Annotated in this window: 20 protein-coding genes; 8 read left to right on the top strand and 12 right to left on the bottom strand. The window is 68.1% G+C overall.

Going from position 1 to position 23,328, the window contains the following annotated elements:
* Window positions 1-9: 9 nt before the first annotated feature.
* From O1R50_RS15405 to O1R50_RS15365, 9 genes are all read right to left on the bottom strand, one after another.
* Window positions 10-960: a glycoside hydrolase family 43 protein gene (locus tag O1R50_RS15405; protein WP_270110975.1), complete on the bottom strand. Its 951-nt coding sequence runs from the start codon at window positions 958-960 to the stop codon at window positions 10-12.
* The gene (locus tag O1R50_RS15400) at window positions 950-3,373 is read right to left on the bottom strand and encodes a glycoside hydrolase family 2 protein (RefSeq protein WP_270110974.1); all 2,424 of its coding nucleotides are present in this window, start codon (window positions 3,371-3,373) and stop codon (window positions 950-952) included. Before O1R50_RS15400 ends, O1R50_RS15405 begins: the two co-directional genes overlap by 11 nt.
* 82 nt (window positions 3,374-3,455) lie before the next feature.
* Window positions 3,456-5,108, bottom strand: coding sequence for a type 2 periplasmic-binding domain-containing protein (locus O1R50_RS15395; RefSeq protein WP_270110973.1), 1,653 nt, complete (start codon window positions 5,106-5,108; stop codon window positions 3,456-3,458).
* 91 nt (window positions 5,109-5,199) lie between these two features.
* On the bottom strand, window positions 5,200-6,159 hold the full coding sequence (locus tag O1R50_RS15390; protein WP_270110972.1) for a carbohydrate ABC transporter permease: 960 nt from the start codon (window positions 6,157-6,159) through the stop codon (window positions 5,200-5,202).
* A gap of 14 nt (window positions 6,160-6,173) precedes the next feature.
* Complete coding sequence (locus O1R50_RS15385) at window positions 6,174-7,127, bottom strand: ABC transporter permease (RefSeq protein ID WP_270110971.1); 954 nt, start codon at window positions 7,125-7,127, stop codon at window positions 6,174-6,176.
* A 325-nt stretch (window positions 7,128-7,452) separates the two neighbouring features.
* A complete protein-coding gene (locus O1R50_RS15380; protein WP_270110970.1) occupies window positions 7,453-9,501 on the bottom strand; it encodes a glycoside hydrolase family 36 protein in 2,049 nt (682 codons plus the stop codon).
* 238 nt (window positions 9,502-9,739) lie between these two features.
* The gene (gene ligD / locus O1R50_RS15375) at window positions 9,740-10,651 is read right to left on the bottom strand and encodes a non-homologous end-joining DNA ligase (RefSeq protein WP_270110969.1); all 912 of its coding nucleotides are present in this window, start codon (window positions 10,649-10,651) and stop codon (window positions 9,740-9,742) included.
* Between the two features lies 1 nt (window position 10,652).
* Window positions 10,653-11,597 carry a non-homologous end-joining DNA ligase gene (gene ligD / locus O1R50_RS15370; protein WP_270110968.1) on the bottom strand — a complete coding sequence of 315 codons (945 nt, stop codon included), beginning with the start codon at window positions 11,595-11,597 and terminating at the stop codon, window positions 10,653-10,655.
* Window positions 11,594-12,160: a DNA polymerase ligase N-terminal domain-containing protein gene (locus tag O1R50_RS15365; protein ID WP_270110967.1), complete on the bottom strand. Its 567-nt coding sequence runs from the start codon at window positions 12,158-12,160 to the stop codon at window positions 11,594-11,596. The genes ligD (O1R50_RS15370) and O1R50_RS15365 overlap by 4 nt, the downstream gene beginning before the upstream one ends.
* Window positions 12,161-12,250: 90 nt before the next feature.
* Here O1R50_RS15365 and ku point away from each other — a divergent pair, with 90 nt between their 5' ends.
* Together ku and O1R50_RS15355 are read left to right on the top strand one after the other, a co-directional pair.
* Complete coding sequence (gene ku, locus O1R50_RS15360) at window positions 12,251-13,180, top strand: non-homologous end joining protein Ku (RefSeq protein ID WP_270110966.1); 930 nt, start codon at window positions 12,251-12,253, stop codon at window positions 13,178-13,180.
* Window positions 13,181-13,183: 3 nt separating this feature from the next.
* A complete protein-coding gene (locus tag O1R50_RS15355) occupies window positions 13,184-13,594 on the top strand; it encodes a hypothetical protein (RefSeq protein WP_270110965.1) in 411 nt (136 codons plus the stop codon).
* A gap of 13 nt (window positions 13,595-13,607) precedes the next feature.
* Here the strand turns inward: O1R50_RS15355 and O1R50_RS15350 are convergent, their stop codons facing one another.
* Entirely contained in the window at window positions 13,608-14,903 is a 1,296-nt protein-coding gene (locus tag O1R50_RS15350; protein WP_270110964.1) for a hypothetical protein, read from the bottom strand.
* A gap of 295 nt (window positions 14,904-15,198) precedes the next feature.
* On the opposite strand from O1R50_RS15350, the gene O1R50_RS15345 reads away from it, so the two are divergent.
* Window positions 15,199-15,567 (top strand): SHOCT domain-containing protein, encoded by a 369-nt coding sequence (locus O1R50_RS15345; protein WP_270110962.1) that lies wholly within the window; start codon window positions 15,199-15,201, stop codon window positions 15,565-15,567.
* A gap of 106 nt (window positions 15,568-15,673) precedes the next feature.
* Here O1R50_RS15345 and O1R50_RS15340 read toward each other — a convergent pair whose 3' ends face one another.
* The gene (locus O1R50_RS15340; protein WP_270110961.1) at window positions 15,674-17,131 is read right to left on the bottom strand and encodes an RICIN domain-containing protein; all 1,458 of its coding nucleotides are present in this window, start codon (window positions 17,129-17,131) and stop codon (window positions 15,674-15,676) included.
* A 304-nt stretch (window positions 17,132-17,435) separates the two neighbouring features.
* Here O1R50_RS15340 and O1R50_RS15335 point away from each other — a divergent pair, with 304 nt between their 5' ends.
* Window positions 17,436-17,606 (top strand): hypothetical protein, encoded by a 171-nt coding sequence (locus O1R50_RS15335; protein ID WP_270110960.1) that lies wholly within the window; start codon window positions 17,436-17,438, stop codon window positions 17,604-17,606.
* Window positions 17,607-17,687: 81 nt separating this feature from the next.
* Entirely contained in the window at window positions 17,688-20,432 is a 2,745-nt protein-coding gene (locus tag O1R50_RS15330) for an NACHT domain-containing protein (protein WP_270110959.1), read from the top strand.
* A 23-nt stretch (window positions 20,433-20,455) separates the two neighbouring features.
* Here O1R50_RS15330 and O1R50_RS15325 read toward each other — a convergent pair whose 3' ends face one another.
* On the bottom strand, window positions 20,456-20,872 hold the full coding sequence (locus O1R50_RS15325) for a pyridoxamine 5'-phosphate oxidase family protein (RefSeq protein ID WP_270110958.1): 417 nt from the start codon (window positions 20,870-20,872) through the stop codon (window positions 20,456-20,458).
* A 294-nt stretch (window positions 20,873-21,166) separates the two neighbouring features.
* Between O1R50_RS15325 and O1R50_RS15320 the strand changes: the two genes are divergently transcribed.
* From O1R50_RS15320 to O1R50_RS15310, 3 genes are all read left to right on the top strand, one after another.
* On the top strand, window positions 21,167-21,748 hold the full coding sequence (locus O1R50_RS15320; protein ID WP_270110957.1) for a CGNR zinc finger domain-containing protein: 582 nt from the start codon (window positions 21,167-21,169) through the stop codon (window positions 21,746-21,748).
* 167 nt (window positions 21,749-21,915) lie between these two features.
* Window positions 21,916-22,377 carry a VOC family protein gene (locus O1R50_RS15315; RefSeq protein ID WP_270110956.1) on the top strand — a complete coding sequence of 154 codons (462 nt, stop codon included), beginning with the start codon at window positions 21,916-21,918 and terminating at the stop codon, window positions 22,375-22,377.
* A gap of 60 nt (window positions 22,378-22,437) precedes the next feature.
* Complete coding sequence (locus O1R50_RS15310) at window positions 22,438-23,325, top strand: pyridoxamine 5'-phosphate oxidase family protein (protein WP_270110955.1); 888 nt, start codon at window positions 22,438-22,440, stop codon at window positions 23,323-23,325.
* Window positions 23,326-23,328: the final 3 nt, after the last annotated feature.

Raw genomic sequence — 23,328 nt, 5'->3', positions numbered from 1 at the left:
TCGTCTCCGTCAGGCCCAGGCGGCGGTCAGACGCTCGTGCTCCGCGGCGGTCACCGGCAGCACGACGCCGTGGCACGGGTCCTCCGGCAGCAGGAAGCCCTCGGAGGGCGTCCATGCACCGCCCGCGAGATCGGTGGTCTCGAACGGCACGTACCGGCGATCGGGCCTGAACTCGTCGATCCAGAGGTACCACTTGTCCTCGGTGTTCGACTTGTACACGAGCGGCCCCTCGCCCTGGCTGACCGGCCCCAGGCCGATGCCCTCGGCCAGCGGCTTCCACTCGCCCATGAGGGAGGTCGCGGTCTCGGAGAAGATCGACTTGCCATGTGGCACACCGTGAGTGCGGCTGCGCTCGTCCTTGAGGTAGCGGTAGTAGACGCCCTCGTGCTCGATCACCGTGGCGTCGATCGTGTTCCAGCCCCGGTCGATCCACACCTGCGGCTCGGAGAACTCCCGGAAGTCGCGCGTGGTCGCGCACACGATCCGGTTGTAGGTCTCGCCTTCGTGCTCAGGGCCGTCGTAGAGCTTCGACGACCAGTGCACGAGGTAGGCCTCCTGCTCGGGGTCCCACACCGACTCGGGCGCCCACGTGTTGCCGGCCTCCGGCGGCGCGACCTCCACCAGCCGGCCCTCGCCCCAGTCCACGAGATCCCCGGACTCCCAGACCATGATCGAGCGGCTGCCCCACCGCTGGTGCCGGTCCCAGTCCATGCTCTTGTACAGGCACAGGTCGGTGGCGACCAGGTAGAACCGATCGCCTTCCGGGGAGCGCACGATGTGGTGGTCGCGCACGCCGCCTTCGCCAGAGGTGGAGCGCAGGACCGGCTTGCCGCCGTTGAGGTCCTTGAAGCGCAGCGGGTCGTCGCCCTCGCTCAAGGCGAAGTAGACCTGCTCGCCGTCGGCGCCCTCGCGCTTGAAATACGCGTACAGGTAGCCCGCGTATTCGGATTCAGTGGACACGGATCTCCTCGATGTCGATGGGTTGCTCTGGGAAGTACACGCGGACCGCCGTGGCCGTCCGCAGCTCGAATTCGACCTTGACCGAGCGAACGCTACCGGGCTCGCCCCGGTGCAGTGTCGTGAACTCGTGCCCGTCCTCGGCCGATTCGACCAGCCACGGGCTGCTCGGCGCCTCGGCGAAGTCGATCTCGACCCGGCTGATCAAGTACGGGAACTCGAGGCTCGCGGCGATCCACTCGCCCGGTTCCCGCCGCATCGCGCGCCAGCACGAGCCGCCCGATTCGGTCGCATTGCCGCCATGGTGCCCCGGGGCGGCGCTGCTGGTCTTCACCGGGCGGTAGGCCGCCAGCGAGATGTAGCCGCCACCCGGCGGCGGTTCGGTCAGGTACGGCGCGCGCGGCGGGAGCCGCCGCGCCGAGCCGAGCGGCCGCCCTCGACCGGTCGCGGTCAGCACGATCTCGGCCGGCGCCATGCCATCGGCGGTGGCGCGGATACGCTGCGACCCAGGCGCATAGGAGCGCACTTCGATCGCCCCTGCCCCATCCCAGACGCTGCTGGTCTCCGGAGACAGCGTGATGCTCTGCCCTGAAGGGAACAGCGCCTCGCCCTCGACTACGGTGAGGCGGATCGGCCGGTCGTCGGCCACGCGGACCCCGCGCTCGTCGACGAGCTCGACTTCGATCCTCGCGTCGCCGGTGCCGTCGGTCGGGATCGTCTCAGTGTCGGTGCGCAGCCGCAGCGCGGCCGCCGTCCCGGGTTCGGGGAAGACGGGCGGGGCGATCCCGCGCAACTGCTCGCGGTACCAGTAGTAAGCCCGTTTGGGCCTGCGGAAGTAGTCGGCGAGGCCTTGCAGGCCGGCCCCCGGCGCGATCGTCTTGTAGTGGAAGGCGCACCAGAAGATCTTCCCTGAGCGCCACGGGTAGTCGACCTCGACCCCGTGCTCCCACCGCACCTCGTACTTGCCGGGACCGGGGCCGATCACGCCGTGGTGCTCCGAGACGACACTCGGGAACCCGGGGTCCATGAAGAGCTCCGCGCCGTCGCCGTTGTAGCCGGCGATGTCGCCGAGCACGTCGAAGCCCTTGCGCTGCGCACCGCCGACCGCTGCGGGCCGAGTCGGGTCGAGCTCCTTCGCGAGCGCGACCAGTTCCACGGTGAGCGCCTTGGCCTTGCCGATCACCGCGTCGTCGCTGAAGAACGCCTCGTTGCCGATGCTCCAGGTGATGATGCTCGGATGGTTGCGGTGGGTGCGGATCATCTCCCGCAACGCCAGGCGCAGGCTCTCTTCGAACTCGGCCTCGTCGGCCTCGTTCACCGGATAGGCGCTGGCGAACCAGTAGCCGTCGTCGCTCGGGCCGCCCATGCCCCAGAAGTGGAGCTCGGACCAGAACAGGATCCCCTGGCGGTCGCATTCCTCGGCGAAGTAAGGGTGGTGCGGGTAGTGGGAGCCTCGGATGATGTTCATCCCCAGCTCCTTCACCATCGCGATGTCGCGGCGGATGGACGCCCGCGTGCCGGCGTCGCCCCAGCCACCGCGGTTCTGGTGGACGTTCGCACCGTGAAGGTAGAGGTGCTCGCCGTTGAGGAAGAAACCGCGATCGGCGGTGAACTCGAACCAGCGGAAGCCGAAGTGTGTGGTCTGCGAGTCGCGGGCGATGCCGTCGACCGATACCGAAGCCGTCAGCTTGTAGCGGTGCGGATGGTCGGGATGCCACAGGATCGGATTCGCCACGACCCCTTCGAGTTCCACCACTGCGCGAGACCGGGCGGGGATCCTCCGGTGCATGGTCGGCAGCGACGCGACCGAGCGTTCGGGGTCGGAGACCACAGCCGCCACGCTGACCTGGACCGGCCAGGGTTCGTCGTTGACGACCTCCACGGAAGCGGCCACCGTGGCGCGCTCGCGGCTCACTTCCGGTGTGGTGACACCGATGCCGTACCAGTCGATGCGCACCCGGTCGGCGACGATGAGGCTCACGTCGCGGTTGATCCCGCCGCCGAAGCTGTAATCGCCGGCGCGCGGCGCCAGGCGCGCGTTCCACAGATTGTTCACCCGCACGAACACGTCGTTCGCCCCGGCGGTGACGGCATCGGATATGTCCACTGTGAACGGTGTGTAGCCGCCCTCGTGGCGGCCCGCGAAGCGGCCGTTCACGAACACCTCGGCCACTTGGAAGACACCGAGGAACTCCAGCGCGATCCACTTGCCCAGCCACGTCTCGTCCACCTCGATGGTGCGCCGGTAGCAGCCGTGGCCGACATAGATCTTGTGCTCGCGGAAGTCCGGGAGCTCGAAGGAGTGCGGCAGGCCCACGTCATACCACTGTGGATCCGACGCCTCCAGTTCCGCCTCGGGATGCTCGCCGAAGTCGAACTTCCAGTCGCCGTTGATGAATCGCCGCTCGCGGATCATGCTGCCGGGGCCTTTCAATAGGTGTCGTGACAGTGGGCCGCCTCCTCGTCTTGACCCGGAGGCGGCCCACCAGTAGGGGGAGCTACTTCGAGGCGTCCCAGGCCTCTTGGTAGATCTCGACGTACCGTTCGGCGCCGAGGTCGGTCAGGTTCTGCTGGAACTCGGCCCAGTCCTCATCGCTCTCGATGTCGCGGACGCCGGTGACGAACTCCGCGCTCGCCTGGACGACGAAGTTCTCCACGTTCGTCTGGATCGTCGAGAGCTCAGTGGCGGTCTCGCCGGTCACCCCCACCTCCCAGTAGGGGAACAGCTCGGCGGACTCGTGGCCCTCGTAGAGCTTCGTGGCTTCGAACAGACGGCGCTCATAGCCCTCGGGAGTGTAGATGTCCGTCGCGGTGACCTGGCTGTTGCGGAACTCCGCGTCGCTGAAGAACTGCGCGATCGGACCCCACGAGTTGTTCGTGCCCTCGCCCTCGGGAGGCGTGAGGGTCTTGAAGTTCGGCTCCAGGGCCTCGTCCAGGGCCACATCGCCCGCCTCGGGGCGGGACCAGTTGACGCCCTCGACGCCGAACTCGCCCTGCAGGTGCCCGTCATACGAGACCATGAAGTCGAGAATCTGCATGAGCTTCTTCTGCTTGGCCTCGCTGGAGCGGTTCGTGATCACGAAGGTCGCGCCGGGTGCGGCGCCGGCGCCCCCACCGCTGTACGTCGCGTCGCTGCCGTTCGGTCCGGTCAGCGGCGCGACCGCGTCGTACTGCCCGTAACGCCCGTCCTCGTGGTCGTTGGTCACGAACCAGGGGTGCATGACGGCGACCGATCCGAGGATCACGCCCTCCGCGCTGTTGCCCTTGGCATTGAGCGCCTCGCCGTTCTGCGTGAAGGCGCCCTCGTCGATCAGGCCGTCCTCGTACAGGGAAGCGACGTAGGCGATCGCATCGCGCCATTCGTCTCGGGTGGGCTGCAGGACGACCTCGCCGTTGACGGCCCCGAGCGTGGCCGGGGTGGTGCCCTCCGCGTTCGAGTACATCTCCGCGGTGTAGACGAACGGGTTCATCAGGTACGACAAGAGCGAGCTGCCGCCCGCCGCGGAGAGCGGGATCTCGTCGGCCTTCCCGTTCCCGTTGGGGTCCTGCGTCTTGAACGCCTCGAGCACCGTCCGAAGCTCTTCGGGCGTGGTGGGCTGGGGCAGGTCGACGGCCTCCAGCCAAGTGGAGTTCATCCACAGCTTCGAGGGATACGAGCAGTGGTAGCAGTCGTTCCACGCGGGAATGCCCCAGATCTTCCCGTCCGGGGACGTCGCCAGTTCCTTGAATCCCGGCTCCTTCTCGAACGCGGCGGTGAGGTTCGGGGTGTCCTCGCCGATCAGGTCGTCGAGCGGCAGGATCACCCCCTGACCGCCGAGCTTCACCAGCTCATCGCTGGAGAACTGGTCGACCCATGGAATGAGCATGTAAGCGTCCGGGTAGTCGCCGCTGGCGAGGGAGATCTGCCGCTTCTCCCCGGCCGCGGCCCCGTCCCACGTCGTCGTCTCGAACTGGAGGTCGACGTCGAACTTCTCTTCTATCACCTTCGTGAAGGCGTTCGTGTCCAGGTCCGCGTCTTCGCCTTGCGGGGCGAAGACGGTGATCACGTCGTCCGGAGTGGTCTCCGGCTCCGAGGAGCACGCGGCGAACGCGCTGGCCGACACGGCGAGCGCCGCTCCGGCCGCTGCCGCTCGGGCGAATCTGCTGGTCATCGTTGACTGCCTTTCGGTTTGAGGAGTTGACGGGAGTGAGGGGGAACGCCGTCGAGCCGGCTACGGCGAAAAAACTCGGGGTAGCGGCGCTCTAGCCCTTGACGGAGCCGAGCATCACGCCCTTGGTGAAGTGCCTTGCCACGAACGGGTACACGAGCATGACCGGCACTGTGGACACGACGATGAGGGAGAACTTCATGAGGTCGGCCATCTGCTCGGCCGCCATCTGATCGGCGAGGTTCGTTCCGCCGGTGTTGTTGACGATCAGGATGTTCCGCAGTACCAGCTGCAAGGGGTACAGCTCTTCGCTCCGCAGGTAGATCAGGGCGCTGAAGTAGGAGTTCCACTGCCCGATGCCGTACATGAGCGCGATGACCGCCAGCAGCGGTTTCGAAAGCGGCAGCACGATCGACCACAGGAACCGCAGATCACTGGCGCCGTCGAGTTGCGCCGCTTCATAGAGCTCGCCGGGGATCGAGGAGCGGAAGAAGGTCATGGCGATGAGCACCTGCCAGGCCCCGATCGCGGCAGGCAGGATCAGCGCCCAGCGGGTGTCCAGCAGGCCGAGGGCCCGGACGACCATGTAGGTCGGGATCAGCCCGCCGGAGAACAGCATCGTGAACAGGACGCCGCCGATGAAGACCTTGCGTCCCACCAGTTCGCTGCGGGAGAGCGGGTAGGCGATCATCACCGTGAGAGCGACGCTGACGAGCGTTCCGACGCCGGCGTAGAACAGCGAGTTGCCGAAGCCGGTGATGATGGCGTCGCTGGTCAGCACCGCCTTGTAGCCGATGAAGGTGAAGTCGACCGGCCACAGGAACACCCGGCCGCCCGACACCGCCGCGGGGCTGGAGAAGGAGCTGGCCACGATGTTGATCAGCGGCACGAGCACGATGAGCAGGAAGGTCGTCAGGAGGGCGTAGACGCCGACCATGAAGATCCGGTCCACGCGGGTGTCCTGCACCTGGGTGGCGCGGCGGCGTTTCGGCTTGCGGGCCTTGATTTCGGGGGCGGTCTCGGGCTCGGCCCGAGTAGCGGTCTCGATAGTCATTGCAGGGGCTCCCTTCACCAGAGTCCGTTGCCGGTCACGCGCTTGGAGACGGTGTTGACCGCAAGGAGGAGGACGAGGTTGATGACGGAGTTGAACAGCCCGACCGCCGTCGCCAGGCTGAAGTCGGCGTTGAGCAGGCCGATCTTGTACGTGTAGGTCGCGATGATCTCCGACTGCGAGAGGTTGAGGGGGTTCTGCAGCAGGAACGCCTTCTCGAACCCGATCGCCATCACCGAGCCGACGCTCAGGATCATCACCACGACGACCGTGGGCGCGATCCCCGGCAGGTCCACATGCCAGATCTTCTGCAACCGGGACGCCCCGTCGAGGCGGGCGGCCTCGTACAGGCTCACGTCGATCCCCGCGAGCGCGGCCATGTAGATGATCGCCGAGTACCCCGCGGTCTGCCAGATGTCGCTCCACACGTACACGCTGCGGAACGCGTCAGGATCCGCGAGCAGGTTCGAGTCCATCCCGAAGAAGCCCAGCGCATCCGACATGAACCCGATGCGCGGGGAGAAGATCAGGATGAGCATTGAGACGACGATGACCGTCGAGATGAAGTGCGGTGCGTAGGTCACCATCTGGACCGTGCGCTTGAAGAAGCGCGCCCGCACCTCGTTCAGGGCCAGAGCGAGGATGATCGGGATCGGGAATCCGGCCAGGAAGCCGTAGAGGCTCAGCATCAACGTGTTGCGGATCAGGTCCCAGGCGACCGGGTTGGCGAAGAACCGCTCGAAGTGGTCGAACCCGGCCCAGGGCGAACCCCAGATGCCCTGGACCACGTTGTAGTCCTTGAAGGCGATCACGTTGTTCGCCATCGGGATGTACTGGAAGATCACGAAGTACGCCACCGGAAGCACCAGCAGCACGTACAGCTGCCAATGCCGCCGCAGGTTCCGCCGGCGCGTCTTTCGGCGCCGCTCGCGGACGGTGGCCGCGGTCGGCGCCTCCACTGCCGCGGTCACCGTTCCGCTCCGGTCGTCCTGTGTGCCGTTAGGCGACACTCCCAGCTCAAGACGCTCACGCCCGCTCCTTTGCGATCCAGATTCGTGAATGTTCACGGTAAATCGATCACTCAACTTCGTCAATGCTCTGAACGAAAAAAGATCTGATCTTTACTGTCGGAGCGTTCGGATAGTCGAAATATCGTTACTGTTCATGAGCGTTATGCCTGGTATAGGCATCAATCAATAGATGATTGATCGAATCTTTCACTGATCCACACAACTCGGGCATTGGCGACGAGGCCTTCCGGATGCCGCAATCCGGAAAGGCCCCATCGTTGCTTCGCTACCGCACCGCGAAGATGCGAGCGGCGTTGCCGGTGGGCACCTCCACGATCGGCACGCCGCCGTCCTCGCGGATCGTCCACTGTGGCAAGGCGACCGGATAGACCTGCTCGAAAGTCCGCCCGCGCAGCCCCGGCAGCGCGATCTCGGCGGCTTCGCCGCGCCCCCACAGCGCCAGCAGCGACTCGTCGCCGGTGTCCAGTTGCAGCGCGATCACGTCGTCGTCCCATCCGGGAAGGCCGAGCGGCCACACCGGGTGCGACTTGGCGATGCGGTGGCGCCAGTCCTTGTGGAGCGCGATGGCCTCGCGCACCAGCGTGAAGCGCTCCGGGCTCAGCCCGCCGAGGAACCCGGAGAGGTAGAGCCGGCCCATGACGCCCGCAGTCATCGCGAACGCCGTCTCCTCGATGCTCATCTCCTCAGCCGGGTAGGCCCAGTTCCCGGCCTGCTCGGGGAGGACGCTCGCGGGCGCGGCGGCGGCGATCGCCGCGTACAGCCGGAAGTCCTGCTGGTCGCTGGTGGATTGCAGGTGCGCCACGGAAAGGAGGTTGTAGTCCATGCGCATCGCGCCCGAACCGCAGTTCTCGAACAGCACGTTCGGGTGGCGAGTCTGGGCGTCGCTCAACCAGTCGCGGAAGGCCCGCGTGTGCCCGAGGAGCCCGGCCCCGGGGCCGTCGGCGTCCACATCCGTGCCCACACCGGAGTTGACGTTGTAGTCGAGCTTGAAGAACTCGATCCCGAACTCGTCCACGAGCCGGTCCACGGCCTCGTCCAGCAGCGCGCGGGCGGCCGGGTGGCGGAAGTCGAGCTGGAAGTGCCCGGTCTCGTTGACGCGGCGGCCGTGCCGCTGGAAGAACGCCTCCTCGGGCAGCTCCCTGCCCGCTTTCGCGTTGCCGCCCACGGCTTCGGGTTCGAGCCAGATCCCCGGGCGCATGCCCTTGGCGCGGATCGCGTCGATGAGCGAGATGAGGCCGCCGTCGAACAGCCCGGGGACCTCGTGCCAGTCACCCGAGTCGGTCCACCAGTTGCCGGTGCCGTACCAGCCGGCGTCGATGCAGAAGTACTCCGCACCGGCCTCGGCCGCTGCCTCGATGAGCGGCAGCTCCTTCTCGGTCGAGGGCCCGGCCATGAGGGTGTTCATGAAGTCGTTGTAGACCAGCGGCAGTCGGGCGTCGACCGGGCGCAGCTCGCGGATCGCGCGGCGGTAGTCGGTGAGCGCCGCGAATGCCGCGTCCCGTCCGCCGTCAGCGACGCAGAACCCGGCGGGCACCGAGGTGAACTCCTCGCCGGGGGCCAGGTGCTGGGCGAACTGGTGGTACAGGTCGGTCGCGCCGTACACGCCGACGGTGACCGTGCCTTCGTTCTGCGTCGCCTCCCAGTGCCATCCGGCGCTGGTCTCGACCTGCCACGCGATCGATGGCCCGCCTGCGACGGCGAGCACGCCGGTGGGCAGGAACTCGCCGCTCGAAAAGGACCCGTGGCTGGTCACGCCGAAGTTCCCGCGGTTGCGGCGGCCGTGGTGGAACTCCGGGTTGACGTTCGGCAGCAGCTCGGCGATCGGCCGCTGGCGCCAGCGCCCTTCGGCGAGCCATTCGCTCTCTCCCCAGATCAGGTCGTGGGGGCCTTCGGGGACGGCGACGAGCGCGGAGGTGACCGAAAGCAGCATGATACCGGTTTCTGCGCCGTTGCGAACGGTGTGCCGGATCTGCAGGCCCGGCCCCGCCGCCCGGAAGACGCTGGTCACTTCGAGCCCGCTCTCGGGTTCACGCTGGTGAATCCGCAGCTCATTGCCGTCGAATTCATGAAAGGTGTAGCGCAGGCGCAGCCCGGCGCCCCAATGCAGGAGGCTCTGATTGTGGCGGGCGCGCGGCTCCCCGGCGGTGTTCACGTCGACGATGGGCATGGGCGCGGCGAACGACGGTCCGTCGGGACCGGTCGCCCAGCGGGCGATCCGGACGGGGTGGTCCTCGCCGTGGTCGAACCGCAGGTAACGTCCGGGTTGGGCCCACTCGAAGGAGGGTTCGGGCTGCGGCGGGGCGGTCTCACTCACGGGGTTGCTCCAGTTTGGATACTCGGGTGCGGAGGACTCGATGAACCAAGCTAGCGGCAGGGTCGATCGAGCACAAGAGCCGAGGCGCCGCAAACATCCGACGCCTGTAACGAAAGTCGTTGATTATTTCCGCTTAACTACGACATTCAAGTTGATTCTTCAGCTGCAAATCCTTGATAGATACGATGTTTCTATGGCCAGTTTCATAGATAACGGTTTCTGTGTCAAGGGCCTTGCGTCAATCGTCGAGGGCGTCCAGCCGCTTGCGCACGGCTCCGGGGGAGGCGGCGTGGTCGTCCATGCCGGCCCAGGGGTCGGCCTTTCGGGCGAGGCGGCGGCGGACCGCGGCCGTGGTGAAGCCGTTCGGGGTCGAGCGGCCGAGCTCGCTCCACTCGAGCGGGGTCGCGACGGTGGCGCCGGGGCGGGCGCGCAGCGAGTACGGGGCGATGAAGGTCTGGGCGCGGCCGTTGCGGTTGACGTCGAGGAAGATCCGGTCGCCGCGGCGGTTCTTGCGGTGCGCGGTGGTGAGCCGGTCGGGGTCGTCGGCGGCGAGGCGGGCGGCGAGGTCTCCGGCGAGGTCGCGTACGAACCGGAAGTTCGCGCCGCGGTCGAGGGGCGCGACCACGTGGTAGCCGCGTCCGCCGGTGGCCTGGAGGTACGCGGTGAGGCCGAGGTCGGCGTAGAGGTCCCGGGCGCGCCGGGCGACGGAGCGGAGCTCGGCCACGGTGACGCCCTGCGGCGGGTCGAGGTCCATGACGAGCCGGTCGGGGTGGCCGAGGTTGGCCACGGTCGCGGTCCAGATGTGGAATTCGATGGTGCCCTGGTTGGCGAGGTAGAGCAGCGACGCGGCGTCGTCGCACATGACGTACCGGACGCTGCCCTCGCTGTGCCGGTGCGCGACTTCGACGGTGTCGATCCAGTCGGGGAAGCGCCCGCCGGTGTCCTTCTGGAAGAACCCCTCGGTGACGATGCCGTGCGGGAAGCGGCGCAGGGTCAGCGGGCGCCCGGCCAGGTGCGGGAGCATCGCCTCGGCGACGGCGAGATAGTGGACGAGCATGTCCCCCTTGGTGATCCCGTCGTCGGGGAAGAGCACTTTGTCGAGCGTGGTCACTTTGATGTCGTGTCCGGCCACATGGATGAGGGGCGCCATGTCAGGCCGTTTCCCGCACGACGTCCTCGGGAGCCTTGTCGGTGCGCTCGCCCTGGTACCGGGGGTGGCGGAGCATCCCGTCGCCGGTCCATTCGGTGAAGCCCACCTGCACGACCAGCTCCGGTTCGATCCAGTGCGCGCTCTTCTCGCGGACCTGGTCGGCGAAGGGGCTGGCGTCCCGGGACAGGTCGTCCATCCGCGCCCGCAAGGCCCGCAGGGTGCGGTCGTCGTAGCCGGTGCCGACCTTGCCCGCGTAGCGCAGCAGGCCCTGGCTTTCGTGGTATCCGACGAGCAGCGCGCCGAAACCGGAGCGCGAACCTTGCGGGTCGGTGAAGCCGCCGACCACGAACTCCTGGTCGCGTACGCATTTGAACTTGAGCCAGTCGGTCGACCGGCCGCTGCGGTAGCGCGAGTCCGCGCGTTTGGCGATCAGGCCTTCCCAGCCGCGCCCGCACGCGTCCTCGTAGTACGCCGCGCCGTCGGAGTTGCGGTGCACGGAATATCGGAGCGGGTCCTGGAAGTGGAACGCGCCCTTGAGGATCCGCTTGCGCTCGCGCAGCGGCCGCCGCGTCAGGTCCTCGCCTTCGAAGGAGAGCAGGTCGAACAGGTAGTAGTAGACCTCGACGCCGGTGGCGGCGATCCGGGTCGCGCCGGTGAGGTGGATGCGGGCCTGCAGGCGGGCGAAGCTCGTCTGCCTGCCGTCGAACGCGACGATCTCGCCGTCGGCGGTGAACTCGGGCCCGCCGAGTTCGGCGAGCGCGTCGACGAGCTCGGGGAAGCGCTTGTCGAGGCGCTTCTCGTTGCGCGACCACAATTGCGGCGCCGCACCGCCTTCGCGGACCGCCAGCGCGCGCATGCCGTCGAACTTCCGCTCGAAGATCCAGGCCGCGTTGGAGAAGCGGCGTTCGGTGAGGGTCGCGAGCATCGGCTCGCGGAAGCCGCTCACGCCAAGTCCTTGTTGGTGCGCCCGCTGAGCACGGATTCGAGCTGGGTCTTGGCGGGTTTGCGGCGGCGGTCGGCGCCTTCGTCGTCGACCTTGACGAGCAACCAGTCGTGGTCTTCGCCCATGCGGGACAGCGCGAACGCGCCGTTGAGCTTCTCGCCGTCGAGCCGCACCACGAGGTGGCCGTGTTCGAGGGCGTCGCCGATCGGGACCGGCTTGCCGCGCTTCTCGGTGAGGTTCTCGTAGGTGCCGGCGTCCCAGACGATCATGGTGCCCGCGCCGTATTCGCCTTCGGGGATGCGCCCCTCGTACTCGGCGTAGTCGAGGGGGTGGTCCTCGGTGCGGACGGCGAGGCGCTTGTCCTCCGGGTTGAGCGAGGGGCCCTTCGGGACGGCCCAGGAGACGAGCACGCCGTCGATCTCGAGGCGGAGGTCGTAGTGCAGGCGGGAGGCCTCGTGCCGCTGGATGACGAACCGGTCGCCGCGGTCGCCCTTGCGGCCGCCCGAGGGCTCGCCGGTTTTCGAGAAGTCCCGTTTGCTGCGGTATTCGTCGAGCTTGCGTGGCATGAGCGGAAGATACCCGACCGGCGGCGCCGACAAACGAAGAATTATCACTTAACGCACGCGCATCATCACCCTCAGTGCCATGCTGTGGTCATGCCAGGTGCGATCTGGGACGGCGTGATCGCGTTCGGGTTGGTGAGCATCCCGATCCGGCTCCGTGCGGCCACCGGCAGCCACGACCTCTCCCTCCATCAGTACCACGCGGCCGACGGGGGCCGGATCCGCTACCAGAAGGTCTGCGAGCTCGACGGCAAGGTCGTCGACCCCGAGGACATCGCCAAGGGCACCGAGACCGACGAGGGCGACATCGTGATCCTCGACGAGGACGACCTCGCCGACCTGCCGATCAGCACGTCGAAGACCATCGAGGTCATCGGATTCGTACCCGCCGAGCAGATCGACCCGATCTACTACGAGCGGTCCTACTACGCCGAACCGGGCAAGGCCGCGGCCAGGCCGTACGCGCTGCTGCGCGAGGCCCTCGTGGAGGCCGACCGCGTCGCGATCGTCCGGGTCACGCTGCGCCGCCGCGAGAGCCTCGCCGCCCTCCTCCCCCGCGACGAGGTGCTGGTCCTGCACACGATGGTCTGGGCCGACGAGATCCGCGAACCCGAGGCCTCCGGGCTTGGCGGCGAGACGAGGCAGGCGGAGCTGAAGATGGCCGCGACCCTCATCGAGTCCATGGCCATCGACGACTTCGACCCCGGGGAGTACAGCGACGAGTACCAAGAGGCCATGCAGGACCTCATCGAGGCCAAGGCGGAAGGCCGCACGCTCAAGGCGAAGGTCAAGGCGGAGCCCAAGGCGAAGGTCATCGACCTGATGGAGGCGCTGGCCAAGAGCGTCGACCAGACGAAGTCGGGCTCGGGCAGGCGGCGCCCGGCGAAGCAGTCGGCCAAGCAGCCGGCCAAGAAGGCCGCGGAGAAGAGCGTGAAGAAAGCGGCCAAGAAGACCGCGAAGAAGTCGACCGCGCGCAAGAAGACGGCGAAGAAGGCGCCCGCCTCCAAGCGGAAGAGCGCCTGACCGATGCTTGCCGAGGCGTCGTTGAGGGCCGCGCTCGACGCGCGGTACCCGCTGCCGGAATGGACGATCGACTCCGATTTCAAGTACGAGCTGACGCTCGCCGTGGCCCTCACCATCGAGGCCGAGACCGAGTTCTGGCCCGAACTGATAGGGCCGAATGCGCTGCTGGACCACGCCGAGCGAGTCACGAAGGCGGTACAGGCGGCGCTGCACCCCCTGCTGTCCTGGCTGGAGGAGAGCCCCACCGACGGTGTCAGCTACCCGGGCGACCCGCTCGTCTCCTACATCGCCCAGCTGGCCCTGACCCGCCCCGGTGAGAGGCCCGATCCCGACCTCTACCGTGAACTCCTCCAATACGACAGCCGGTACCTCATCCACCTGGCCGAGCATTACGAGGTCGCGCGCCACTGGTGACCGCGGGGCCCGCTCAGGCCGGGATCGGGCCCGGCTCGCGCTCGGCCTCGAAGGCGGTGCGGCCGATCAGCTCCACGACGGCGGCGAGCACCGCCACGACCACGACGACCGTGATGACGCCGGAGACGCCGGGGTGTCGCCACAGGACGATCCAGAGCAGACCGCCGACGACCAGGAGCACCTCGATCGTCCGGCGGTGGCGGAGCACGAAACCGCCGAAGCCGCCGAAGGTCAGTCCCGCACCGGCCATGCCCCGCGCGGCGGCGTCGCGGCCCGAAGCGCCGAGCCTGCGCGAACCCCGCGCCACCGTCCCGGGCCCGAGCAGCCAGCAGACGAGGGCGGTGATGAGCGCGAGGACGGTGATGGTCTCGGCCGCGCCCTTGAGGAAGCGGGTGACCGTGTCGTAGACGTTCGCCGCGGCGGCCGGTGACTGGACCGCGTCGCCGAGCCCCGCGAGATACACGCCCCGGCCGACCGTGAGCCCGGCCGAGAGCAGCAGCATCGCGCCGGCGACGCAGAGAGCGCCGATGAGCAGGCCCCGGCGGCGGCTCGGCGCGAGGACGACTCCGCCGGCCAGCAGCGCGAGCCCGGCGAACGGCAGGATCCAGGCCGCTGCGTCGAGCAGGGCCGCGGCGGTCCGCGCCTGCGGGAACGCCTCCGAGCTGGCGATCGTGAAGGTCACCGACACCGCCGGAAGGCTTTCGGCCAGCGCGAATCCGGCCTCGACCATGCGGTCCTTGACCCGTTCGACGACGGGCCCGAGGTCGAGCACCAGGTCCTGGCCCTGGAGTTCGAGGAGTCCGCCGTCCTCGCCCCGCAACAGGGAGACGAGCGCGGTGTGGGCGCTCCGGGTGGCCTCGCGCCACAGGTCGGTGAACTGGTCGGAGTAGACGACCGCGGTGACCTGCTTGTCGATGAACCCGTTGATGCCGGAGGCGAGCGGCACGGCGAGCCTGTCGAGGACCTCGGGGCCGCCCCTCGTCTGGACGGCGGCGATCGCCTCGTCAACGAGTGCTTCGACGTCGAGGGCTTCACCGACGGCGTTCGAGATGCGGGCGGCGACGGCCGCGCGGACCTCGGCGTCGTGGTAGAGGGGTTCCATGGTCTCGGTGAACCGGTCTGTGTTGAGGACCTCGTTGCGTGCGAACACGGTCACGGAGGCCAGCATGAGCACGATCGCCCCGAGCACCAGCAGTACGACCGATCCGGTCCAGCGCAGCCCGTGCCGGCCGTTCCCCGTGCGGGATGCCTGGGCGCGGAGCCGTTCGAGTTCTTCGCGCTCGGCCGGGTTCAACGCGTCGTCGGACATGGTCTCGCTCCTTCGAAGAATGCCGCGTGGGCCCCCAAATACTAGGACCGATCGGGCCCTGACCGGGGCGTTCTCGCGTTCAACGCCGCTGACGGGGCTGCGCCGCGCGGTGCTGATCGAATTCCCCGGGAACCAGTTCAACGGAGGGATCCTGCCCGAGCTTGAGCGCCTTTCCGCCGGAGGCTCGTGGACGACGAGGAGAGCGCCCGAATTCGCGACATGTCATGCGAGATCTTGCAATAGTGAGTCGTAGTCGGGGCCGGTCCGGTCGCGATCCAGGCATGAGGGGGACGCCATGTCGTTCTGGGATTTCTTCTGGCTGCTGGTGATCTGGCTGCCGCTGATGATGGTGTGGATGTTCGCGCTGTTCGACATCTTCCGCCGGGACGATCTCAAAGGCTGGCTCAAGGCGCTGTGGGTCGTGGTCGTGATCCTGCTGCCGTTCTTCGGCACGCTCATCTACCTGATCGCCCGCCCGGCCGGCGCGACCGTCGCGGAGCGTGAGGCCATCGATGAGAGCAGTCGCGCGTTCGTCGCGAAGTACGCGCCGGACAATGTCGCCGAGCAGCTGCGGGTGCTCGCCGATCTGCACGACCGGGGGAAGCTCACCGATACCGAGTTCGAGACGGAGAAGGCGCGAGTCCTGGGCGCAGCGGCGTCCTAGCGGACTTGAGCTGGAGGGGCGGGAGCCATGCGGCTCCCGCCCCGCTTTGCGCTGTCCGGGGCTCGACCGGATCGCGGACGGACGGGGCCGCCCGGGGACCGTCGGGTCAGACGCCGAGCCAGGATTGGGGACCGGCGTAGGTGCCGACGAGGCCGGGCACCTCGGCGGCCGGGTTGAGCGTGTAGGTGTAGAAACTGGACGGGTTGAAGGCGGAACCGAGGGTCTCGCGGCGCCCGGTGCAGCCGGAGCAGATGCTGCCGCTCTCGCGCAACTGCGCGGTCGAGTCCGGGTAGTACGGGTTGTTGACGTTCTGGAAGTAGGAGTTCTCCAGGACCATCCTGGTCTGGCCGCGCGAGTAGTTGCCGTAGCCGGTGATGCTCTGCAGGTAGTTGTTGTAGAGGTGCGCGTAGGCCACGTTGTCGGTGCTGGGATTGCGCTGGCTGGTGCCCTGGATCCAGTTGTGGTGGATGGTGATCCGGGCGGTGACTTTCTCGGTCCAGCCGATGCCGAAGGACTTGTTGTTGGGGCCCAGGTGGTTCCAGGAGACGGTCAGGTTCGTGGTGTCCTTCCTGGAGTCGATGAGGCCGTCGTTCATGTTGTAGATGCGGTTGTGGTCGATCCAGACGCGGTCAGCGCCGTCCATCTGGATGCCGTCGTAGTCGTACAGGTCGTCGCCGGGGTCGTCGTCGGCCATCTTGGTGTCGCGGATGGTGAGGTTGCGGAGGATGACGTTGCTCGTGGCGTCGCCGAGAAAGAACCCGCCGCCGACGATCTGCCCGGACTCGCCGACGCCGATGATCGTCTTGTTCGAGGACACCGGGATCTCTCTGCCCTTGGGGCTCATATTGATCGTGGCCGCGACCTTGATGGTGTACGCGCCGGAGGCGGCTGCGTAGCGCTCGAGGTCGGCCTGGTTGGTGACGGTGACGGTGGTGCCGCCCTGGCCGCCGGTGGTGCCCTCGCCGAAGCCGTCGAGGACGTCGACGCCCGGGGGCAGACCGGTGCCGCCGACGGGAACGAGCTTCCACTGCTGGTTCGCGCCGCCGGTGGGCGCGTACTGGGAGATGCGGCCGCCGGACGCGGTCGACCACTCCCAGACGTCGAGCGCCTTGCCCGAAGCGCGGTTGACGATCGTGGCGTAACCGCCCGTTTCGGTCACCTTCCACTGCTGGTTCGCGGTGCCCGCGTCGCCCCACTGCTGGACCTTGGCGCCGTCGGCGGTGCTGCCGCCGTCGACGTCGAGCACCAGGTTCGAATGGCGCACTTGGATCTTGTAGTAGCCGCCGCCCGCGTCGACGAAGCGGAACTGCTGGTCGTGAGAGCCGTTGCTGGACCACTGCACCAGCTCGGCGCCGCTGGCGGTCGAGGCCGCCCGGATGCCCATCACCAACCCCGAATGCCGGGACTCGAGGTTGTACCAGGTGCCGATTTCGAGCGCGCTGGCCTTGGCGCTCTGCCAGAGGGCCAAGGAGGTTGCGACGAGGGACGCCGCGAGGAGCACGGCGATCGCGAAGGCGAGTCGCCGCGGCCGCCTCGCGGCGGTCGCGGGTGAGGAGGAGGTCATGGTGTGCCGCTCCTGTTCGGAGAGAAGTGATCACGATCGTGAACTGGGCGATGTCCAGCGGATATTGATGATCGTGATATTTAATTTCTTCAATTTACATAACTCGGGCTCGGGACCGCAAGTGGTGGAGGGCAGCGGAAAACCGAGCCCGGCGGCTCGACCGGGGCGACAGAGCGGCTCATCGACACCCGACGAGATCGAGCTGCGGCGATAAGATCAGTCATTCAGGATGCAGGCCCGCCTCGTGTTCGCACTGTGCCAACGGCACTGGACGAGCCGATGGCCCGTTCCGAAAGCTGCCCCGATGCTCCCTGCCCCCTCCCCCAGCCGCCGAACGACCATGGAGACGACCGCGATCGTCGGCGCGGTGGCCGCCGTCTTCGCGGCCTCGACGACCTACCTCGTCTCCACCAAGGGCAGTCCGTTGTGGATCGGCGTCGCCTGCGGCGCCCTGATCGCGGCGGGCGTCTGCTAGGCCCTGTGGCGGCGAGTGCGCTCGTACCTCTGCGTGCTGCGGTATCGAAGCCGCATCCGACGCCACGGATACCTGAACAGCGTGGCCCTGCTCGGCGCCGTCTCCCGCGCGCTCCCGGGGCTGACGCTCGCCGACGTGTACGTCGACGTCTCCCTGCGAGACGACGAGACCGAAGTCGGCGGCCAGAAGGTCTTCGGCTGGGTGCCGGGCCGCCCGGGCAGACGGGCCGCACTCGACGACTTCCTGCTCGGGCGGAGGGGAGCGCAGTTCGCGGTGTACGGGCTGCCAGGCTCCGGCAAGTCCACTCTGCTCCGTTCCGCCGCCATGCGGATGGCGCGGAAGCGGCACCCGAACGCGCCGATGCCGATCCTCGTGGCGCTCGCCCACCACTTGGGACAGATCATCGAGAACCCCGGCATCGGCCTCGCGGAGATCGCGGTGAGCGCCCGCTGGGTCAACCCCGACGAACTTCCGGTCGAGGAAGTGAAGCGCTGGCTGGCCAAGGGCCGCTGCATGATCATGCTCGACGGGCTCGACGAGGTCCCCGCGCTGCACCGGCCCGCCGTGATGCTGTGGGCCGAGCAGCAGCACGGCAGCTACCCGGACTGCAACCTGGTGGTCACCTCGCGGGAGCTCGGCTTCGAGTCGGCGAGCTTCGACGCGGCCGACCTGGTGCTGGAGGTCTGCCCGCTGACCTGGGATCAGATCAATGAGTTCGTGCGGAACTGCTACCGCGCCTTCAGGAAGGGAGGCGAACTGGACGCGCGGTCCGCCGCCGACCAGGAAGCCGAGCTGCTGGCGAGCCTCCGGGCCGATCCGGCGCTCTACGACCTCGCGAGCACGCCGCTGTTGCTGCAGCTCATGGTGTACGTGCACCGCAACAGCGACGATGGGCTGCCCGCCAGCCGGGGCGAACTGTACGAGCGCATGGTCGAGATGCTGCTGTTCGAGCGACGGAACCGGGTGAAACTCACCGCACCGGTGGACCGGCTCGACCTGAAGCCGAAACTCCGCGTCGTGCAGCGGCTCGCGCTCGAGATGATGCTCGAGGAGTCCGTGCAGTTCGATCCGCTGCCGCTGATCAAGGAACTGGTCGAGGAATTCGAGATCGGGGTGTCCGCGCGGGAGTTGCTGGCGGACCTCTGCGACAACGGCCTGCTGTCGCTCCTGGACTCGGACGCGTACATGTTCGCCCACTTGTCCTTCCAGGAGTACCTGGCCGCGAAGGAGCTCTACGAGCAGGGGCGGGTCGAGGTGCTGGCCGGCCGCATCGGCAAGCGCTGGTGGCGCAACACGGCGCTGTTCTGGGCGACCGCCTACGACTCGGCCCCGCTGATCGAAGCGTGTGCCGACGCCGGAACGGCCGAAGGCTGGACGCTCGCGATCGAGCTGCGGCATGAGGTCGAACTGAGCGGCGGGGAAGTCGATCCGCGGCTCCTCGACCGCATCGAAGCGTTCCTCCTCGCGGAGCACCCTGTGGACAGCGAGGAGTACTTCGTCGTCTGCAACGAGACCATCGCCCGGAACCTGCGCGACGTCAGGCCGCTCACCGGCAGGACGATCTGCGCCGCGCCGGTGAACCGGGAGGTGTATCGGCTGTTCGCCAGAGCGGAGCACGCCAGAGGGTTCCGATCCTCCGCGCATCGGTTCGGCCCGGAGGATGTGCTCATGGGGCTGTGGCCCGACGAGGTGTCCTCCTTCATGGACTGGCTCGAACGATTCGACCACGGCGGCTTCCAGTACCGGCTGCCTCGCCTTGGTGAGATGCAAGCACCGCTGTCCTCCGGGCGGCTCGGACGGCAAGCCGTCTGGGTTCAGTCTCGACGCAGGAACGCGGTGGAGCCCAGATACGTCGGCCAAAGGGCCAACCTGGGATTCGAGATACCCGCTAGGCAGCTGCAGGATCGGGTCCGCGAGGACTGGCGGTTCATGCTGAGCCGGTTCGATCTGACGGGCCGGTCGGAATTGGCGGAGCACGCGGCGGTGCGGATCAGGGACGCCTGTGCCGCCTTGCAGAAGACCGCGCGAAGTTACAAGACGGCTGTCGACCGCGTGACCCGGCCCGGCGATACCCAGTCCGTCCTGGCCCGGACCCTCAACTCCCACCGTCAATATGCCAACTCCTTCGCGGAAACGGTCGCGGAAACGGCCTGGTACGCCGACGCCGATTCCATCTACCTCCTGGCGATCCAGCGGCTCGCGAACACGAACGGATCGGGACCGAGCAGGAGCGGCCAGGTCCAGATCCCCGCGATTCCGGCGGCGAGGATCCACGAGGAGATCGAAACGCTGTTGGAGGCGACGCGGTGGGCCGTCCAGGTCTCGTACCGACTGCATCGCGATCGCTTCCGCGCCAGCGGCAGCGCTCCAGGATTCCTGCAAACCGCAGGTTCGCTCCTGCTCGCGACTCGGCTCCCCGCCAACGGCCTTCCAACGGCTTTCAAATTGCCCAACCGATTGGCCGAAATGGTGCACGCGGCCAAAGCACCATTGCCTCACGAGCTCCCGAACCTGCTCGACGAAGTCAGGCGGAACTACGGCCGCACTGCCAAGCCGCGTCGTTTCCGCCCCCGCCAGCAGGTGGACGACATGCTCACCGAAATGCAGGCGCCGCTGATGGAACTGGTGGCGCGCCGGACGGAGACCGACCCCGAAATGCTCGCGTCGATGCGCATCGCGCTGTACGCCGTGGCGCTCTGGATGGAGGCCGAATACTCGGAACCCTTGTGGTCGTGCGTCATGGGCCTCGCGGCGATCGAGGCACGGCATCGCGGCGCCATCGACATGGACGAGGTGATCCTGCTGGTACGCGAAGACCTGGGCTGAGGGCCGAGCGGCGGATGGCCGCGTCAGTCGCCGATGGTGAGGCGCAGACCGGTCACCGTTCGCGGTTTGATGGCGATGACCGTGTCGAGGGGCCGGTTGATCCAGGACTGGACCCGCTTCCCCAGCTGCTCGGCGCCGCGCTCGCCCGTGACGTCGACGGCGGTCCCCGCGACGAGGACGCTCCAGCCCAGCCTGCTGTGCGGCTTGATCTCGTCGACCTGGTAGGCGACCTCGAGCCCCGGCTGCGCGCGCACGGCCTCGGCGAACACCGAGGCATGACCCGTGTGGACGAGGATGCGGCCCTCGAAGACCGCGTGGTTGAGGGGCCTGATCGTCGGCAGGCCGTCGGCGACGAAGGCGACGCGTCCGAATTCGGCGTGGATGAGCAGCCCCATCGCGACCTTCGGATCGAGCTCCACCGGCTTCCGCTCGCTGTCCATGTCCCCTCCCGACGACCCGGTTCGGAGACCCTCGACGCGACGGTGTCCCCGCAGATGACCGCAGATCCGGGCGGTCTGCTCGGGCCGAGAGCGCGAGGGCCCTCACGTCTCGACCGTAGCAGCGTCGGGCGCCTGCGGCCGCCCTTTGGGACTCGCGCGAACGCGGCGGGGTCTTGCGCGTTCAGGACGATCCGGGACGCGGCGACGGCCTCCTCCCGGTGGTCGCGCCATCGTGGCGCGGGTGCGCCGCGCCGAAATCTTCTAACGATTAATACCCGGTGTTATCGTTAGATAATGCCTGCGCTACTGCACCCCGACGAACCGGTGCCCGTCCGGCTCATGAACACGATCTGGGCCGATCGCTCGAGCCTGCACGACGACCTCGCCACGGTCGACGACCTGCGCGCCTGGCTCGCGGCGGTCGATCCGGAGCACGGGGACACCGCACTGGGCGAGGCCGACCTCACCGCCTTCCGCTCGCTCCGCGACGCGCTGCGCCGACTGGCCGCCTTCGTCACCGATGACACGCGCGAGAAGGCCGCTTCGCCGACCGCAGAGGTCGCCGAGGCGGTCGCCGAGGCCAATCACGCGGTCGAGGCCGCACCGGCCTGGCCGCACCTGGAGTTCGGCGACGGCGACCTGCGGTTGAGCCGACCGGGCGGCGGATCGAGTGCCGCGCGCAGCCGCTCACTCATCGCCTCGCAGGCGATCGCGCTGCTGACCGGACCCGGCCGCGAGGAGCTGCGGGCCTGCTACGGGCCCGGATGCGTCCTGTACTTCGTCAAGGACCACCCCAGGCGCGAGTGGTGCTCGGCCGGGTGCGGCAACCGGGCCCGCGCCGCCAGGCACTACGCCCGCCACAAGTCCGAACACTGACCAGAACCCCGAGAAGGGCCGCGACTTCGGTTGCGGCCCTTCGTCGTTCCTGAGAACGCTCCGGATCCGGCATATCGCGCTCGTCACAGAAATTCTAACGCCTAATCGCTATACATCCGTTAGATCGACGTGGCAGGATAATTTCTAACGGAATAACCATTAGATTGATGGGAGTCGTCATGGGCACCGCCCTCAAAACCGGCCACGTCGGCCTGAACGTCTCGGACCTCGACCGGTCCATCGCCTTCTACAAGGAGGTCTTCGACTTCGAAGTCTTGGGCTCGCAGATCGAGGGCGAGCGCAAGTACGCCTTCCTCGGCGCCGACGGCGCGCTGCTCCTCACTCTGTGGCAGCAGAGCAAGGGCGGGTTCGCCACCGACCTCCCCGGCCTGCACCACCTCTCCTTCGAAGCCCCTGACATCGCGACCGTGCAGCAGGCCGAGACCACGCTGAAAAGGCTTGGGGTCCAGCTCTTCCACGACGGGATCGTCCCCCACGGCGAGGGCGCCTCCTCCGGCGGCGTGTTCTTCGCCGACCCCGACGGCATCCGCCTCGAGATCTACGCGCCCTCGGGCGCCGACACCGCTCCGGCTCCCGTCGCGGACGCCCCCACCTGCGGTTTCTTCTAGACCGATCCGTCCGACCCGGGCCGCCCGCGGGCGGCCCGGGCCCAGCCTGAAAGGAGTCCCATGCAGCACCCAGGAGAGACCGCCGTCCAGCGCCGAGCCGGCGTCGACGCCGGAAACTGGGGCTCGGCCCTTGTCGGCGACACCATCCCGCCGGTCGCAGCCGATTTCCTCGCGCTCCAGCGCCTCATCGCGATCGGCGCCGCCGACGACGAAGGCCTGGTCTGGGCCACGGCTCTGGCCGGACCGGCCGGGTTCGTGTCGTCCGCCGACGAGCGCACCGTGGTCGTGGACCGAGCCCCGGCCGGGGCCGATCCGCTCGCCGGCGCCTTCGACGCCGAACGCGACCTCGGCGTCCTCGCGATCGAACCTTCGACGCGGCGGCGCATGCGCATCAACGGAACCGCCCGCCGCGTAGGCGACGGCCTCCTGATCCGCACCGGCCAGGTCTATTCGAACTGCCCCAAGTACCTGCAGACGCGCCACCCCGAGGGCTCCTTCGCCGCGGGGGCCCAAGGGGCTTCGCGGACCGGGACGATCCTGACCGACTCGCAGCGGCGGTGGATCTCCACTGCCGACACCTTCATCGTCGCGACGCTGGCCGAGGGCAAGGGCACGGACGCCTCCCACCGGGGCGGCAATCCGGGCTTCGTGGCCGTGACCGGCGAGCGAACGCTCACCTGGCCCGACTACATCGGCAACTCGATGTACATGACGCTCGGCAACCTCGAACTCGACGCGCGCTGCGGGCTGCTGTTCCTCGACTGGGAGCACGGGCACGCCCTGCACCTGAGCGGCCGCGCCCGCACCGACTGGGACCCGCGCCGCGCCGCCGGGTTCCCCGGTGCGCAGCGGGTGGTCGACTTCGAACTCGAACGCGCCGTCGCGATCGAGCACGCCCTCCCGATGCGCTGGACGTTCGAGAAGTACTCCAAGTTCAACCCGTCCTGAAGG

The organism is Glycomyces luteolus, from assembly GCF_027622875.1.
Lineage (GTDB): Bacteria > Actinomycetota > Actinomycetes > Mycobacteriales > Micromonosporaceae > Glycomyces > Glycomyces luteolus.
Note: the sequence above shows the minus strand (reverse complement) of the source record. Positions and strands in the feature narration are given on the sequence as shown.

Coding starts and splice junctions, on each gene's coding strand:
- O1R50_RS15400 (WP_270110974.1), bottom strand. CDS start 3,373: ATGATCCGCGAGCGGCGATTCATCAACGGCGACTGGAAGTTCGACTTC.
- O1R50_RS15395 (WP_270110973.1), bottom strand. CDS start 5,108: ATGACCAGCAGATTCGCCCGAGCGGCAGCGGCCGGAGCGGCGCTCGCC.
- O1R50_RS15390 (WP_270110972.1), bottom strand. CDS start 6,159: ATGACTATCGAGACCGCTACTCGGGCCGAGCCCGAGACCGCCCCCGAA.
- ligD (WP_270110969.1), bottom strand. CDS start 10,651: ATGGCGCCCCTCATCCATGTGGCCGGACACGACATCAAAGTGACCACG.
- O1R50_RS15365 (WP_270110967.1), bottom strand. CDS start 12,160: ATGCCACGCAAGCTCGACGAATACCGCAGCAAACGGGACTTCTCGAAA.
- ku (WP_270110966.1), top strand. CDS start 12,251: ATGCCAGGTGCGATCTGGGACGGCGTGATCGCGTTCGGGTTGGTGAGC.
- O1R50_RS15355 (WP_270110965.1), top strand. CDS start 13,184: ATGCTTGCCGAGGCGTCGTTGAGGGCCGCGCTCGACGCGCGGTACCCG.
- O1R50_RS15350 (WP_270110964.1), bottom strand. CDS start 14,903: ATGTCCGACGACGCGTTGAACCCGGCCGAGCGCGAAGAACTCGAACGG.
- O1R50_RS15345 (WP_270110962.1), top strand. CDS start 15,199: ATGTCGTTCTGGGATTTCTTCTGGCTGCTGGTGATCTGGCTGCCGCTG.
- O1R50_RS15340 (WP_270110961.1), bottom strand. CDS start 17,131: ATGACCTCCTCCTCACCCGCGACCGCCGCGAGGCGGCCGCGGCGACTC.
- O1R50_RS15335 (WP_270110960.1), top strand. CDS start 17,436: ATGCTCCCTGCCCCCTCCCCCAGCCGCCGAACGACCATGGAGACGACC.
- O1R50_RS15325 (WP_270110958.1), bottom strand. CDS start 20,872: ATGGACAGCGAGCGGAAGCCGGTGGAGCTCGATCCGAAGGTCGCGATG.
- O1R50_RS15320 (WP_270110957.1), top strand. CDS start 21,167: ATGCCTGCGCTACTGCACCCCGACGAACCGGTGCCCGTCCGGCTCATG.
- O1R50_RS15315 (WP_270110956.1), top strand. CDS start 21,916: ATGGGAGTCGTCATGGGCACCGCCCTCAAAACCGGCCACGTCGGCCTG.
- O1R50_RS15310 (WP_270110955.1), top strand. CDS start 22,438: ATGCAGCACCCAGGAGAGACCGCCGTCCAGCGCCGAGCCGGCGTCGAC.